General features: G+C 46.4%; 15 protein-coding genes. 6 read left to right on the forward strand and 9 right to left on the reverse strand.

From position 1 onward, the window contains the following. Positions 1–32 precede the first annotated feature (32 nt). The 5 genes from BN8899_RS03315 to BN8899_RS03335 all read right to left on the reverse strand — a co-directional run bounded on the left by BN8899_RS03315 (position 33) and on the right by BN8899_RS03335 (position 5742). Positions 33–1223, reverse strand: a complete 1191-nt coding sequence (locus tag BN8899_RS03315; RefSeq protein WP_065218279.1) for a TlpA disulfide reductase family protein — start codon at positions 1221–1223, stop codon at positions 33–35. A gap of 81 nt (positions 1224–1304) precedes the next feature. After that, a complete protein-coding gene (locus BN8899_RS03320; RefSeq protein WP_018338294.1) occupies positions 1305–1862 on the reverse strand; it encodes an RNA polymerase sigma factor in 558 nt (185 codons plus the stop codon). A gap of 125 nt (positions 1863–1987) precedes the next feature. Next, complete coding sequence (locus BN8899_RS03325; RefSeq protein ID WP_065218280.1) at positions 1988–3403, reverse strand: Gfo/Idh/MocA family protein; 1416 nt, start codon at positions 3401–3403, stop codon at positions 1988–1990. A gap of 272 nt (positions 3404–3675) precedes the next feature. After that, positions 3676–4677, reverse strand: coding sequence for an ornithine carbamoyltransferase (locus BN8899_RS03330; protein ID WP_065218281.1), 1002 nt, complete (start codon positions 4675–4677; stop codon positions 3676–3678). 96 nt (positions 4678–4773) lie between these two features. Further along, a complete protein-coding gene (locus BN8899_RS03335; protein WP_018338286.1) occupies positions 4774–5742 on the reverse strand; it encodes a carbamate kinase in 969 nt (322 codons plus the stop codon). 248 nt (positions 5743–5990) lie between these two features. Between BN8899_RS03335 and BN8899_RS03340 the strand changes: the two genes are divergently transcribed. From BN8899_RS03340 to BN8899_RS03365, 6 genes are all read left to right on the forward strand, one after another. Further along, the gene (locus BN8899_RS03340) at positions 5991–6302 is read left to right on the forward strand and encodes an FtsB family cell division protein (protein ID WP_051082733.1); all 312 of its coding nucleotides are present in this window, start codon (positions 5991–5993) and stop codon (positions 6300–6302) included. 4 nt (positions 6303–6306) lie between these two features. Then, on the forward strand, positions 6307–6732 hold the full coding sequence (gene ruvX / locus BN8899_RS03345) for a Holliday junction resolvase RuvX (RefSeq protein ID WP_065218282.1): 426 nt from the start codon (positions 6307–6309) through the stop codon (positions 6730–6732). A 1-nt stretch (position 6733) separates the two neighbouring features. After that, complete coding sequence (def, locus tag BN8899_RS03350; protein ID WP_018338283.1) at positions 6734–7294, forward strand: peptide deformylase; 561 nt, start codon at positions 6734–6736, stop codon at positions 7292–7294. Between the two features lie 17 nt (positions 7295–7311). Continuing rightward, entirely contained in the window at positions 7312–9255 is a 1944-nt protein-coding gene (locus BN8899_RS03355) for a ComEC/Rec2 family competence protein (RefSeq protein ID WP_065218283.1), read from the forward strand. Positions 9256–9327: 72 nt separating this feature from the next. After that, complete coding sequence (gene trkA, locus BN8899_RS03360) at positions 9328–10671, forward strand: Trk system potassium transporter TrkA (RefSeq protein WP_065218284.1); 1344 nt, start codon at positions 9328–9330, stop codon at positions 10669–10671. Beyond that, a complete protein-coding gene (locus tag BN8899_RS03365; protein WP_065218285.1) occupies positions 10668–12116 on the forward strand; it encodes a TrkH family potassium uptake protein in 1449 nt (482 codons plus the stop codon). The genes trkA and BN8899_RS03365 overlap by 4 nt, the downstream gene beginning before the upstream one ends. 49 nt (positions 12117–12165) lie before the next feature. Here the strand turns inward: BN8899_RS03365 and BN8899_RS03370 are convergent, their stop codons facing one another. The 4 genes from BN8899_RS03370 to BN8899_RS03385 all read right to left on the reverse strand — a co-directional run bounded on the left by BN8899_RS03370 (position 12166) and on the right by BN8899_RS03385 (position 15266). After that, complete coding sequence (locus BN8899_RS03370) at positions 12166–12774, reverse strand: L-threonylcarbamoyladenylate synthase (protein ID WP_065218286.1); 609 nt, start codon at positions 12772–12774, stop codon at positions 12166–12168. 10 nt (positions 12775–12784) lie between these two features. Continuing rightward, positions 12785–13441, reverse strand: coding sequence for a fructose-6-phosphate aldolase (gene fsa, locus BN8899_RS03375; protein ID WP_018338278.1), 657 nt, complete (start codon positions 13439–13441; stop codon positions 12785–12787). 108 nt (positions 13442–13549) lie between these two features. Next, positions 13550–14797: a YeiH family protein gene (locus tag BN8899_RS03380; RefSeq protein ID WP_018338277.1), complete on the reverse strand. Its 1248-nt coding sequence runs from the start codon at positions 14795–14797 to the stop codon at positions 13550–13552. Between the two features lie 88 nt (positions 14798–14885). After that, positions 14886–15266, reverse strand: a complete 381-nt coding sequence (locus BN8899_RS03385) for an SRPBCC domain-containing protein (RefSeq protein ID WP_018338276.1) — start codon at positions 15264–15266, stop codon at positions 14886–14888. Between the last annotated feature and the right edge of the window lie 51 nt (positions 15267–15317).

Raw genomic sequence — 15317 nt, forward strand, 5'->3', positions numbered from 1 at the left:
AACGATAAGTTTAATATTTTTTAACTACCAAGTCAGTGTTTCCAGATACCTAAATCCACCAAAGCTTTATCTAACTCCGTACCATGCAAATTCACGTACTCAATTCTTCCCTCCGGGTTCACCAACACGGAAAATGGGATCGCCGGGATACTATACGTTGACTTCAACACCCCGTAAAACCCATCCGGGTTACACAACTGCGTCCAAGGCATTTTTTCTTCCTCCATTGCCTTTTTCCAACGATCATCCCGTTTATCCAAAGAGATACTAATAAAATTCAACGCATCTCCACAAATCTCGTGAATTTCCAACAAATGAGGTATCTCCTTCCGACAAGACACACATCCCGATGACCAGAAATCCAACAAATTATACTTCCCCGGCTGCACGTGTTCCGATAACATCACCTTATTTCCCCCCGTGTCAACCAATTCCACGTCGTAATATTTCATACCCCTCATCACTTGATGCACCCGTTTTTTCGCTCTCTCTTTAAAGTTCCGCATCAATTCGCTTTCAGATAATTCAGGAGCGACGTACCCGAACAGATTATTCAATTCCTCCGGAGTAATTCTATACCTCCATCTCTCGACCATTAAGATGATTACCTGCCCGATAACCACCGACTCCCGGTGTGCTTTCACGAATTCCTCCCCTACACGATACATCTTTTCCTCCAATTCCCTCATCTCCCCTTCCATTTGCAGTTTCTCCTCGAAACTCCACTCGGGTTGTTTATCCTTTGTCGTAAAAATCTTTCCCGTACGATGCCGCAAAACATCATAGCGCAACCGCAATTCCCGTATTTGTGACAAATACTCGTTATACAACTCCTGGGTAGCACCCCCCGACACTTTCACGCCCGTTTCCTCTCCCGTGAATTCCAAAATAGCCGGCATGCTGTCCAACACGCCTTTGAATTCCATCACCGAATTATCCACGAAAAAAGAGGCTATTTTCGCGCCGAAAGGATTCAACTTTTCACCTTTCACGATCAAACGGCAATATTTCGGTTCCTTCAATTCCTCGTTTTCCTTGAAAACGAACTTTCCGTCCCGTACTTCAGCCGAATCCGCCCGTTTCCCGGCGAAAACATCTTCCAGAAAAACAAAAGTTCCATCCTTGACACCCGAGAGCGTCCCCCGGATCTCGTAACCGACCTGCTTGCACGTACACGTGCATATTGTCACGCATAAAATAACGACACTCAAACAAATTCTCATAACATTCCGATTTAATTCATGTATTCATTTTTCAATAAACACACGAACCTTCATCAAAATGACTACACGAGAAACGAAAAATTACAAGAAATTTACCAAACAGATAGAAAAACTCGTCAGATAATCCCTTAAAACGCTCCTGGCTCGTTGCTTATGCGTGAGTACCGTATTCACGGATATTTTCAATTTCTCCGCGATTTCCTCGTTCGACAACCCATCGACGTGCATCCACAACACTTCCCGCTGCATCGGGGGCAATGAATCTATTTTCCGGCACAGGAAATCATACGTTTCCTCCTCGACGGCAATATCCCGAAAAGTCGCCTCATCCTGCAAGCGAGCCAAATTCTCCCGGTTCCGAAGCTCCACTTGCCTGTCCCGCAAATAATTAATTGCCCGGTTCCGCACCGTGGCATAAAGAAAAGCCTTCACGTGGGCTTCCTCCCGGAACGTGGCAATCCGTTCCCACATGGCAATAAAGGCATCTTGCACGATATCCCGCACGACTTCCGGGTCATCAATAAAACGCGTACCGAACTGGCAAAACAAGCGCACGTGTTCCTGATGAAAAATCCGGAAAGCCTCCGGGTCCCTCTTCACCAGCTTGTCAATAGTATAACCTTTACCCTGAATTGTCATAGTCCTATTCCACGTTCTTGATTTTTCAAAAATAAGGAAAAAACAATCAATCGGTCATTTTCATGACAAAAAAATAAGAAGAACCCGGCAAGAATCAACTTTCTCTACACGTGTAATCACGCCTTTCACTCCACCATGGCGTGGCGGTATCCCTTGATCTTGTTCCACCCGCCACGGGTGAAATCCGGGATGACTACCGGGGCGCTGTTGTTTTCCAGCGAGATTTCCGTCAACTCGCCAAGGCAACACCATTCTGCCAGGTCGTACACGTCCATGTCCAAGGGCAAGCCGTTCCGCAGGCAATACACGAGGCGGTAGTCCATGATGAAATCCATCCCGCCGTGCCCGCCGACTTTCTTGGCTTGCTCTTCCAGTTCTTTCTGGATGGGGTGCTTGTATTTCTCCATCAAAGCCTCCTTCACGTCTCGCAGCACGAAACCGTGGGCGTTCAGGTTCTCGTGGTCGGGCATCACGTCGGAAGAAACTTGCGAGGGCTGCAACGCGTATCCTTGCACCGGGTATTTGTTGGCGAATCCTCTCGTACCCGTCAGCTGGTACATCCGGCTATACGGGCGGGGCGACGTCACGTTATGCTGCATTTGTATCGTTTTCCCGTTCTCCGTGCGGATCAGCGTGATGGTGTGCTGCCCGTTTTTAAAATCTTTCACGTCTTCTCCCGTTTTATTTTTGATATACTCGGGGGCGGACACGGCTTTCGTGTCCATGCTGACGAGGTAATTCATCTTGTCGCCGCGATGGATGTCGAGCAACTGGCAGGCGGGTCCCATGCCGTGCGTGGCGTAAATATCGCCCCGGTGTTTCCGGTTGTAATCCATGCGCCAGTTGTTCCAGTAGTAAGCCCAGAACTCGTCCAGGTTATGGATATATGCCCCTTCCACGTGGAGGATTTCCCCGAACACGTCATGCTGCGCCATATTCAAAGTGGTCAGTTCAAAGAAGTCATACACGCAATTCTCGAGCATCATGCAATGCAATTGCTTTTTCTCCGCCATATTGATCAGCGCCCATATTTCCTCCATGTTCATGGCGGCAGGCACCTCGATCGCCACGTGTTTGCCGTGTTCCATGGCGTAAAGAGCCATCGGGGCGTGGTGCAACCAATCGGTGGCGATGTACACGAGGTCGATATCCTCCCGCTCGCAGAGCTGTTTCCACGCGTCCTCGCTTCCCGAGTAACCCGCGGCTTCCGGCACCCCGGCTTTTCTCAATATTCCCTGTGTTTTTTCCACCCGCTCGGGGACAATATCACAGAGAGCCACCACCCGTGTTCCCGGGATATGGGTAAACCGCTCCACGGCTCCCGGACCGCGCATTCCCAAGCCGATGAACCCGACCCGCACGGTATCCAGCTTCGGGGTCACCAGCCCCAACACGTCTTTCTGTCCCGCTGGGCGTTCCGGTACGGGAGTTTCGATCATCATGCTTTTCTTCGGATTCTTGTCCGACACGCCACTCGAGCACGAGCAGATTATCCCGCAGAAGAAAGCCGCCAAAGCAAATACAAGAGTCAATTTTCTCATAAATTTCAAATTAGTTTCACAATACTCTAAACAACAACACGATTCGTTTACAACGATTCAAGTTCTAAAAATAAGAATAATTATTAAAGATTCCTCGAGCGGATGTTACATTATTTTCATAAAATCCCTTCCAAAGCCACTTCGTATATGCACTCTTAAGCCGTTCAGGAATACAAGGTAGAGCACCATACAAGAAGGAACATATATCCCAAAAGGATAAAAAAAGCCGTCTTTTGGAGAAGACGGCTTAAATTATATTTCAAAAACTAGTATTAGTCACCTAAAGTAGCCACCATCACGGCTTTGATCGTGTGCATACGGTTCTCGGCCTCGTCGAACACGATGGAGTTCTCCGATTCGAACACTTCCTCGGTTACTTCCAAGCCGTTCATTCCGAATTGCTTGTAAACGTCACGACCTACTTGAGTTTCCAGGTTATGGTATGCCGGCAAGCAGTGCATGAATTTGCAGTTCTTGTTTCCTGTCAATTCCATCACGCGTTTGTTCACCTGGTAAGGAGTCAACAATTTGATACGCTCTGCCCATACTTCAGCAGGCTCGCCCATGGATACCCACACGTCGGTGTACAAGAAATCGCAACCTTTCACGCCTTCTTCCACGTTGTCGGTTATCGTCACCGTCGCACCGGTTTCTTCAGCGATAGCCTTGCAAGTAGCCACCAGTTCGGCATCCGGCTGCAATTCTTTCGGGGCAACGATACGAACATCCATACCCATTTTGGCACCACCGACCATCAAGGAGTTACCCATGTTGAAACGGGCATCACCGAGATAAGCGAAAGTCACTTTGTTCAACGGTTTGTCGGAATGTTCCATCATCGTCAGGAAGTCGGCAAGGATCTGGGTCGGGTGGAATTCGTTGGTCAAACCGTTCCACACGGGTACTCCCGCGTATTGAGCCAGCTCCTCAACGATAGCCTGACCGAAACCACGGTACTCGATACCGTCATACATACGACCTAACACGCGAGCCGTGTCTGCCATAGATTCTTTCACGCCGATTTGTGATCCGGAGGGACCAAGATAGGTCACGTGAGCACCTTGATCGTGAGCGGCAACCTCGAACGCGCAACGGGTACGGGTAGAAGTTTTCTCGAAAATCAAAGCGATATTCTTACCTTTCAAACGAGGTTGTTCGGTTCCGGCATATTTTGCCTTTTTCAGGTCGGCAGCCAAATCCAACATGTATTTGATCTCTTTCGGGGTGAAGTCCAACAACTTCAAGAAGTTTCTGTTTCTCAAATTAAAAGCCATAATTTTATAATTTTAGATTTATGATTTCAGGTTTCTATTCTCTTGAAAACCGGTCAAAATTACAATATCCCATCGAGAATAAAAAAACATTTTCAATTATCTTCTGTCGTCCTCGTATTCCATCGTGATCTTGGAGCCATAACGACGGTCTTCCAACTTGGTCGCTTCCGTGATCACGGATTTCTGCCCGCCATTCTTCACGAAACGCAAGCAAGCACGAATTTTCGGCGCCATGCTTCCCTCGGCGAATACGCCTTCCTCGAGGTATTTCATGGTATCGGCATAATCGAGGAACTCGAGTTTTTGCTGGGACGGTTTCTTGTAATCCTTGTATATATAAGGTACGTCCGTCAGGATGTAGAACTCGTCAGCTTTCACTCTCGTCCCGACCATGGCGGAAGCCAAGTCCTTGTCGATGACGCCTTCCAGGGGTTGAATATCCCCGTTCTCGTCGATATACACGGGGATACCGCCGCCACCGGTTGTAATCACGATGTTGCCTTCGCGAGCCAAACGCTCCACGAGGTCGGCATTCATGAAATCTTTCGGGTCCGGGGAAGGTACCACGCGGCGCCATCCTCCTTCTACCTTGATTTCTTCCTTGAAAATCCAACCTTTTTCCGCGGCTAATTTATCCGCCTCCGCCTTGGTATAGATTTTACCCACGCGTTTCGTGGGGTTCTGCATTGCCGGGTCGTTCTTGTCCACGATTACCTGTGACACCATGGAGATCACGTTGCGTTGCAAACCATGTTCTTTCAAGATATTACGCAAGTTACGCTCGATCATGTACCCGATCTGCCCTTGCGTGAAAGCCACGCAGGTATCCAGCGGCATGGCGGCGTTGCCATACATCTCCGCCCCGGCAGCGTTGTCCATGAGCACGTTTCCTACCTGCGGACCGTTCCCGTGCGAGATAATCAAATTGTATCCATCTTTAATCAAGTACACCAAATTTTCCAACGTGTCTACCGTGTTGGCATTTTGCTCCTCGATGGTTCCTTTCTGGTTTCCTCTTAAAAGAGCGTTTCCACCTAACGCGATTACCGCTAACTTCTTTTCCATTTCTAGTATTTTATTGTTATTCTTCTTTTTATCTATAAATTCTGAAAACACAAAGCTAATGAATTTAGTCACACGAAAAATAGGGAAAGTTCTTTTTTATTAATTTATAAAACACTGAAAATGAATGCGATGTATAAATATTCCCGCCGTTTTTATAAATATGCAGCGCGAAATCGTGATTTTACCCGTATGGAAAAAAATTACACGGGGATGCATCTTAACCATCTCTTTTTTTGTACCTTTGCATCATGCAAGACGAAAACAAAGAAACATCGAGGAATTTGTTTCAGCGATTTGCAAACAAATACACGATAGTGGGGCTGCTATTTGTTGTTTGGATCGCGTTGTTCGATAAATATAGTTTTATCGACCAGCTACAGTTGCGCGCGAAAATCAGCCAGATGGAGAAGGAGAAGAAATACTACCAGAAGAAGATTGAAGAGGACAAACGCAAGAAAGATGAGTTGTTGGGAAACAGGGATAACCTGGAGAAGTTCGCGAGAGAACAGTATTTGATGAAGAAAGAAAACGAGGATATTTTCATTATCGTAAAGGATTAGGGTATTGGGAAGAATTGTTGCTATCGATTACGGGAAAAAAAGGGTTGGCGTGGCGGTTACTGATCCATGCCAGATCATCGCCAACAGTCTCACGACGGTCAAATCACACGAGATATTACAATTTTTACAGGATTATTGCTCGAGAGAAAAAGTAGACCTCATTGTCGTGGGGCATCCCAAGCAAATGGACAACTCGGACTCGGAAAGTATGGCGTATATCAAACCGTTCCTCACCGCGCTCAAACGCAAATTCCCGGATATTCCTATTGTCATGTATGACGAACGCTTCACCTCTGTCTTGGCACACAAGGCGATGATCGAGGGGGGAGCCAAGAAAAAACAACGTCAGGATAAGGCGATTATCGATGCCATTAGTGCCACGATCATATTGCAATCCTACATGGAATCACAAAGAAATATGAATTTTTGATATGCTGTTACCTATTTACATTTACGGACATCCGGTACTTCGGAAGGTATCTGAAGACATTACCCCGGAATACGAGGGGTTGGGCAAACTGCTCGAGGATATGTGGCAAACCATGTACGAGTCGGACGGGGTAGGACTCGCCGCTCCCCAGATCGGGAGGAATATACGCGTTTTCGTCATTGACGGGAACCCGTTTGAAGAAATTGACCCGGACTGCAAGGGTTTCAAAAAAGCGTTTATTAACGCGCATATACTGGAACGCTCGGGGGAAGAAGTCCCCTTCAACGAGGGATGCCTAAGCATACCCGGCATTCACGAGGACGTGATGAGAAAAGACCGGATTAAAATTGCTTACCGGGACGAGAACTGGGAGGAACACGTGGAGGAATTCACGGGAACCCGTGCACGCATCGTGCAACACGAGTATGACCACCTGGACGGCATCGTGTTCACGGACCACCTGTCCGCATTGAAAAAACGCTTGCTGAAAGGGAAATTGAGCAATATCAGTGCCGGAAAATTTAAACAAAACTATCGGGTGGTTTTACCGAAACTGAAATAAAGGAGGGAGGGAGGTTCATGCATCCTATCCACTGGCACCGGTACCCGTACCTTTTCCTCGTGATCCCTTTGATTTCGGGCATTCTGGCTAGTGAATACGTTGCATTCGTCCCTTCCCGGATGGTTCTTTACACGCTGATCGGTTCGCTGCTTCCGCTCTTTTGTGCTTCCCGGATGCCCCGGGGAAGATACTTTTATGCCGTTACATTTTTGTTCCTTTTCTTGACAGGCGTGTATTGCCACCGCCCCCTCGACCTTTCGTTTACTCCCGGGAAAGTTTACACGCTAGAGGGGCGTTGCACGCGGATCATACCTCCCGACAAGGCTGTCATCTCGTCGAACGGGATACAAGTATTTACACAATACGGAGATTCCGTTCGTTTTTCTATCGGGGATTCGCTTTTGCTGAATGCCAGGATTTATCCCTTGACTTCAAGCGGGAATCTACATGAATTCGACTACAACACGTACCTTCGCCATCAGGGTATCCAAGCAAGGTGCGTACCTCTCTCGCCCCCGAAACACACGGGGCACTCGGAAGACATTCGTTCCTTTTGCCATTCTTTACAAGAATCCCTACAACATAAATTAGCCGCAATTGTTCCTGACAGCACAACTTACAACCTACTCACGGCTCTCTGTCTCGGCAACCGCCAAAGCCTTGCCCCGGACACGAAACAATTATTCCAAGACACGGGAACCATCCACCTGCTCGCCATTTCCGGATTACACATCGGGGCAATCTATCTCTTGCTACTTTACGGGCTGCGCCTTCTCGGCTTCAAGAAACGCAAATACACGCTCGTGCTGATTCCCTTATTATGGCTGATCACGGGGATTACCGGATTGTCGCCCTCCGCTTGCAGAGCCGCCACGATATTGAGTTTTATTATCGTCGGGGGAGCATTTCAACTGGATTATGTACCACTGAATGCCATAGCCGCCGCGGCATTCTTCACGTTGCTTATACAGCCGGAACTGCTTTATTCCGTGAGTTTTCAAATGTCATATGCCGCCTACACGGGTATCACGCTTATCTATCCGTTGACTGTTATCAAGAAAAAAGACCTCCCGCCGGTTGTCCGGAAAGTTTACACCCTCCTTTGTATCAGTTTTTCGGCACAGATACTGACCCTCCCGGTTATGGCCTATCACTTCCACGTGATCAATTTGAATAGCATTCTGTTCAATCTCGTTGCCGTTCCGGTAGCGACATTGCTACTTTATCTTGGCATCGCGTTACTTGCTTTACCTGTATTTATAAGTGCATACCTCGCGATGCTCTTGACAGGGATTACATATGCCCTGCTGCATTGCCTCCGGATATTTTCCCGTATCGCCATAAACCTGCCGGACTTACACCCGACTATTTTCCATATCATATTGATATACACGATAGCCTTGCTAACCATTCTTTACCTGAGAAATCGCCAGCGACGGGGACTGCAATTACTTTGTGGCGCAGTTTGCTTACTCGTTACTTTTACTTACGGACATACCTTCTACCGGCAAAACCGGCAAGAAGTCGTCGTGTACAATCGTTACCGACACTCCACGATACTGTTAAACCACAAGGGATATTACACGTTTTTAAAATACACGGACAATCCTTCACGGCAATTGGCTTACACGAGGGCGAACAAGTTACACCCGTTAAGAGGAAGCGATGGCTTTATCGGAAAGGGAATCACGTACGCGGACAACCAACTATACATACGCGAGCAAACAATCACCATAGCCGATCACCTTCACCCGGAATTACCGGGGCAAGGCACCTTAATTATCACGGAGAATATCTATCCTCCCACGGAAATGACAAAGAATTCATATCCTCATCAAATCATTCTGGATCAATCCAATTCTCCCCGATGCACCCAAGCATGGGATGATTTTTGCCGCGAAAGACAAATCCCCTTGTTCAAGACAAAGGAACTAGGCTCTATCGTGATCCCCTTAGAATAAAAATTGCTACATTTTTCTATGTTATTCGAATTATAATTCTTTATTTTGCCAGTTAATTAACACCTAACAAAAATGGACATAGTAATAGCGGGAGCCGGAGAAGTAGGGACACATCTCGCGAAAATGCTTAGTAAGCAGGAACATAATATCATGTTGATTGACAATGACGAAGAAAAGCTGGAATTACTTGAAAGCCAGCTGGATGTCATGTCTATCGTGGGATCATGTACCTCCATCGGCGCACTTAAAGATGCCGGTGTTCGCAAATGCGACTTGTTCATCGCGGTAAATCACCAGGAAGATCAAAATATCAACTCGGCAATCCTAGCCAAAAAATTGGGAGCGAAACAGACTATTGCACGAGTAAATAATAGTGAATACCTGGAAAATGAAAACACGGAATACCTGAAAATGATCGGCATCGACTCGTTGATCTATCCGGAACGCTTGGCAGCGGAGGAGATTGTCGCCTCACTAAAGCAAAGCGGTTCCCGGCAACTACACGAGTTCTCGGACGGTCGCCTGCAATTATTGGGTATCAAATTATGGGATAACGCTCCAGTCCTCAACCTCACCTTGATAAAAATGGCAGAGAGATACGGGGCGCAACACTTCCGCGTGGTGGCAATCAAAAGAGCCGAACGCACGATCATCCCCAGGGGAAACGATTCTTTCCGTTACGGGGATCTCGTGTTCATTGTGACCAAACCGTTTTATGTCCCGAATGTTTTCGCCCTTTGCGGCAAATCCCAGTACGAGGTCAAGAATGTCGTCATCGTGGGAGGCTCCCGTATCGGGATAAAGACGGCTTCCTTGCTCGAGAAAAACTATAACGTCAAGATTATCGAGAAAGACCGGGAGAAATGTATCCTCATCGCCGATAAATTAAAATCGACCCTGGTCATCAACGGCGACGGTCGGGATCTTGCTTTGCTACGAGAGGAAGGGATTAAGAACACGGACGCTTTTATCAGCGTGACGCATTCTTCGGAAACCAATATCCTCTCTTGTTTATTAGCCAAAAAATTGGGAGTTAAGAAAAGTGTCGCGGAAGTAGAAAATATCGACTATATCGACCTTGCCGAGAACATCGGGATCGGAACACTGGTAAATACGAAATTGATTGCCGCCTCACACATCTACCGCTACACGATGAACGTGGACGTGAAACACTTGAAATTCCTCACCTTCTCGGAAGCAGAGGTATTTGAGGTTACGGCTGAACCCGGCTCCAAGATCACTCGGAAAACATTGGCAGACATGAGCTTTCCGGAAAATGCTACCGTGGGTGGTGTCATTCGCAACGGGGAGGCCATTATCGCCAAAGGGGATGTTCAGATTGAAGCGGATGATAAAGTTGTAATTTTCGCCTTGCCCAGTGCGGTAAAGAAAGTAATCAAATTGTTCCAAAAATGATTAACTTTAGGTTCATTACCAACATTATAGGAAAACTCCTACTCGTCGAGAGTGCCTTTTTGATACTTTGTATCATTGTTGCCGTGATATACCAGGAAAATGATATGATGGCATTCGTGTATTCTTCCGCCATCACACTTGCCGCCGGAAGCCTGATGGCTTTCACTGTCAAGGTGAAAGATCGGGTACTTGCCAAAAAGGACGGATACTTCATTGTTACCAGTACGTGGGTGATGTTCACCATATTCGGCTGCCTTCCTTTCTTGTTCGGGGGTACCATTCCTTCCATTCCGGATGCCATATTTGAAACGATGTCCGGCTTCACGACAACGGGGTCAAGTGTCGTAAACGATATTGAAGCCCTACCGCACGCCACTCTATTCTGGCGTTCGCTGACTCAATGGATGGGGGGACTAGGAATTATCGTTCTGTTGCTGGCGATACTGCCAGGTCTGGGTATTGAGGGGCGCGACCTCTTTGTTGCCGAGGTCACCGGTCCCACGCATGACAAATTCACGGCAACTTTCACTTCCACTGCACGGCGTATGTGGTATCTTTATATATCTCTAACGGCTGCAGAAACCTTGCTTCTTCTACTAGGTAACATGGACTTGTTTGATGCTATCTGCCACTCGTTCACGACCATGGCTACCGGGGGATATTCCACGAAACAGGATAGCCTTGCCTACTGGAATTCTTCTTATATCCAGTACATTGTCACCATATTCATGTTTATTGCCGGAACGAACTTCGGCTTATTATATATTTTGATTCACGGGAAAATACAAAAAGTATTCCGGGATGAAGAATTCAGACTATATTTTTTCATCATCGTGATTTCAAGTACCATTATCGCCGGAGTATTGTATTTCAAAGGATATGACGATCTGGAATTAAGCATACGGGAAGCCCTGTTCCAAGTCGTTTCTATCATCACGTCAACAGGTTTCGCCACAGCAGATTATTTGCTATGGCCTCCTTTATTAGGAAGCATCATTTTCGTTCTCCTGTTTACCGGAGCTTGCGCGGGCTCCACTTCCGGTGGTCTGAAATGCATCCGGCTGAATCTGTTATTCAAGAATTCGTTTATCGAGATGAAGCGAATCATACACCCCAACGGGGTCATCAATGTAAAGTACAACGGAAAAAGTATTCACCCAAACATCATGACAGGAGTCATGGGTTTCTTTATTCTCTACATCCTTATTTTCGGGATATCGAGCGTGATTATGTCTTTGTTCACGGAAGATATTGCCACCGCTTGCAGTGCCGTCATTACCAGCATGAGTAATGTAGGACCGGGATTCGGGGAAATCGGTCCCATGAGTAATTTCGCCCATTTGAACGATTTTGCCAAGATTTTCCTATCCATCCTGATGATGGTAGGACGCTTGGAAGTATTCACCGTGCTGGTATTATTCAGCAGAGCTTTCTGGAAAAAGTAATCGTTTATATAAATAAAGAGAGGCTTTGGAACGAAGCCTCTCTTTTATTTTATAACTCACCCAATCCCTGTCGGGAAACTACAATCTCGTCACCGGTACAATCTATCACGGTGGAAGGAACGTTATTCCCGTATCCTCCGTCAATAACCAAATCGACCAGGCGACCATATTTCTCGTGAATCAATTCAGGATCTGTGATATATTCCTCCACCTCACCTTCCTCCGCCTTCACGGACGTTGTCAACAGTGGACCTCCCAATTCATCCACGATAGCTTGCACGATAAAATTTTTCGGGATACGAATACCGATCGTCTTACGTCTATTCATCAGAGCATTAGGCAATTTACTAGTAGCAGGCAACACGAACGTGAAAGGTCCCGGCAGATAGTGTTTCATCAACCGAAATTCCTCGTTAGTTACCTTAGCGTAAGCCGCGATATTCCCCAAATCCTTACAGATCATGGAGAAATTAGCCTTTTCCGGCTTTACTTTGCGGATAGCCGATACACGCTGTACGGCTTTCACGCTATTAATATCACACCCGATCGCATAAATAGTATCGGTCGGATAGATAATAACACCTCCATCACGTAAAAGCTCAACGATCTTTCGAATTTCCCTATCGTTAGGGTTATCCTCGAATAAACGTACAAGCATGATTGTAGATTTACGAGTTTACTTTCTTGTGGTCAGCCAGGAATGTTGCCAAACCGGAATCCGTCAACGGGTGTTTCAACAAACCTTTGATAGCGCTTAACGGACAGGTAGCCACGTCGGCACCAGCCTCAATACATTGTATAATATGTTGCGTGTGGCGGATCGAAGCAGCCAATACTTGAGTATTGAACCCATAGTAAGCATACATATCCACAATCTTCTCTACCAGCTCGATACCATCGCTGCTGATGTCATCCAAACGTCCCACGAAAGGAGAAACATAAGTCGCACCAGCCTTAGCTGCCAGTAAAGCTTGTCCCGGAGAGAACACTAATGTGCAGTTCGTACGGATACCTTTATTCGTGAAATATTTAATCGCCTTGATTCCATCGGCAATACAAGGAACTTTCACCACGATATTCGGGTGCAAAGCTGCCAAAGCTTCCCCTTCTTTAATCATCCCCTCGTAATCCGTGGCAATCACCTCAGCACTTACGTCACCATCCACGATATTGCAAATCTCAACGTAATGTTTTTTACAATTCTCGTCACCTTTAATACCTTCTTTTGCCATTAATGACGGGTTAGTTGTTACTCCGTCCAATACACCAAGGTCATTTGCTTCCCGAATCTGGTCAAGATTTGCCGTATCAATAAAAAATTTCATCTTCTATTATTTTTTGCGTTTAACTTCAAAAATTATGGACAAAATTACAAACAATATCGGTAATCCAATCATATTTAGTTTATAAAGTTTATAAACTTCACGAACTGACTAGGCAATAAGCCCGAAAAGTATCCAAGCCACGAACAACGTGAACACCACGTTAAAAGCTTGTGCACCCAGGAAAGCATACGTGGAGCGGCGATTCTCGGAAGTTATCAGACTTTTGAAATCGGTTTCCAAACCGATTGACATGAAAGCAAGAGCAAACCACATCCCCTGTATATTTTTCAATATCGGTTTTGCTTCCGAAACGACCTCCGGACTCACGAGAAAAGAGAAGACGAGAGAAGCCGCAACGAATCCTAACACGAATTTAGGAAAACGCAACCAAATTACTTTCAACGTCGGTTTCTCTTCTGCCACATCCTTTTTCGAATACGACCAATAGATACTGATTAAAAAAGCAGCAACGCCCAAAAGCACGTTCTGCGAGAACTTCACGATCGTACTGGTTTGCAAGGCGACCTCTCCGTAGATAGCTCCCGTGGCTGCCACGGCTCCTGTTGTATCGATTGTTCCCCCAATCCAAGCCCCCGCCATATCTTCCGGCAACCCCATCAACTTTGCCAAACCGGGCATGATCAAGATCATCGGCACGGCGACCACCAACACGAGGGATACCACGTATGAAAGTTTCGTTTTATCACCCTTTATTGCCCCAGCGGTTGCCACGGCAGCCGAAACCCCACAAATGGACACGGCACTGGAAAGCATCAGTGACATCTCTTTATCAATCTTCATCTTGCGGCACAGCCAGAAGCAAAAATTCCATACAGTGAAAACCACCACGCAAGACTGAATCAGCCCCAACGCCCCGGCTTTCAACAAATCGTCGAAAAGTACGGAAGTACCCAATAGTACCAAACCGATCTTCACGAACAACTCAGAGGAGAGCGATTCTTTCAACCACTTGGGAATAGAAAACACATTACTAATAAAAAGCCCAATCAAAAGACTGAATATCACGGTTTCGAATCCCCAATCTTTCAAGAACTTATTCCCCCCTACCACCATAGCCAAGAGGGTCAGAAAGAAGACCACGGGAAAACTAGCGGCAACGGTCTTCCACTTTTTCCCGGCAAGACATCCTGCCAGTAATGCCATGAAAAACATGAAGCAAAAGACGATTAAAGCGTGCCCCACGTTATCCAAGGTAAACACTTTATTTATTAATGCATCGGCATCAGGCCAACTGAATGAAGGCCAATGCGGTTTCAATTGAAATACGATCAAAAGGATGATAAACCATCCGACGATAGTAGAAGTCCAATCTTCCGAAATCTTTAACTTGCTCATGTGGAAATCTATTAATTAGTGAATAATATACCGGGCAAAGTTACGATCGGAAGTCGAATGTATAATCCGTATTTTTACTGATTTACACTTAGTACATTTCCAGCATCCCCTTTATAGAGCCCAAGTAGTATTCTTTCCACCCTTCCACGATCTCCTCGAATACATCGTCCGGAATATTCGTGTGCTCCAGCTCCACCCGGGTCTGCGATCCCTCTTTTTTCAATTTCAAGGTCACGATGGAACGCTCCTCCGTCTCGCCAAAGAACCATTCTTGCACCAGCAAACGATTGGGCTTTACTTCCAAGTTCACCCCGCATATATCACCTTCCCACAAGGAAAAAACAAATCCTTCCTCCGCTTTCATTTCTGCAGGATAACCACTCCATATTTCTATCTGGAAAGGATTGGTCAACGCCGTGAACACTTCCTCCGGGTCTGCTGCAATATCTACCGTGTATTTAAAGTTCATCTTCTGTTATATGATAAAAGAAAAGGCTGATTTCTCAGCCTTTCCCTGTAT

The organism is Butyricimonas sp. Marseille-P2440, assembly GCF_900091675.1.
Lineage (GTDB): Bacteria > Bacteroidota > Bacteroidia > Bacteroidales > Marinifilaceae > Butyricimonas > Butyricimonas synergistica.

Coding starts and splice junctions, on each gene's coding strand:
- BN8899_RS03335 (WP_018338286.1), bottom strand. CDS start 5,742: ATGGAAAAGAAGTTAGCGGTAATCGCGTTAGGTGGAAACGCTCTTTTA.
- BN8899_RS03380 (WP_018338277.1), bottom strand. CDS start 14,797: ATGAGCAAGTTAAAGATTTCGGAAGATTGGACTTCTACTATCGTCGGA.
- BN8899_RS03320 (WP_018338294.1), bottom strand. CDS start 1,862: ATGACAATTCAGGGTAAAGGTTATACTATTGACAAGCTGGTGAAGAGG.
- BN8899_RS03325 (WP_065218280.1), bottom strand. CDS start 3,403: ATGAGAAAATTGACTCTTGTATTTGCTTTGGCGGCTTTCTTCTGCGGG.
- BN8899_RS03340 (WP_051082733.1), top strand. CDS start 5,991: ATGCAAGACGAAAACAAAGAAACATCGAGGAATTTGTTTCAGCGATTT.
- BN8899_RS03315 (WP_065218279.1), bottom strand. CDS start 1,223: ATGAGAATTTGTTTGAGTGTCGTTATTTTATGCGTGACAATATGCACG.
- def (WP_018338283.1), top strand. CDS start 6,734: ATGCTGTTACCTATTTACATTTACGGACATCCGGTACTTCGGAAGGTA.
- BN8899_RS03330 (WP_065218281.1), bottom strand. CDS start 4,677: ATGGCTTTTAATTTGAGAAACAGAAACTTCTTGAAGTTGTTGGACTTC.
- BN8899_RS03365 (WP_065218285.1), top strand. CDS start 10,668: ATGATTAACTTTAGGTTCATTACCAACATTATAGGAAAACTCCTACTC.
- BN8899_RS03370 (WP_065218286.1), bottom strand. CDS start 12,774: ATGCTTGTACGTTTATTCGAGGATAACCCTAACGATAGGGAAATTCGA.
- BN8899_RS03385 (WP_018338276.1), bottom strand. CDS start 15,266: ATGAACTTTAAATACACGGTAGATATTGCAGCAGACCCGGAGGAAGTG.
- trkA (WP_065218284.1), top strand. CDS start 9,328: ATGGACATAGTAATAGCGGGAGCCGGAGAAGTAGGGACACATCTCGCG.
- BN8899_RS03355 (WP_065218283.1), top strand. CDS start 7,312: ATGCATCCTATCCACTGGCACCGGTACCCGTACCTTTTCCTCGTGATC.
- fsa (WP_018338278.1), bottom strand. CDS start 13,441: ATGAAATTTTTTATTGATACGGCAAATCTTGACCAGATTCGGGAAGCA.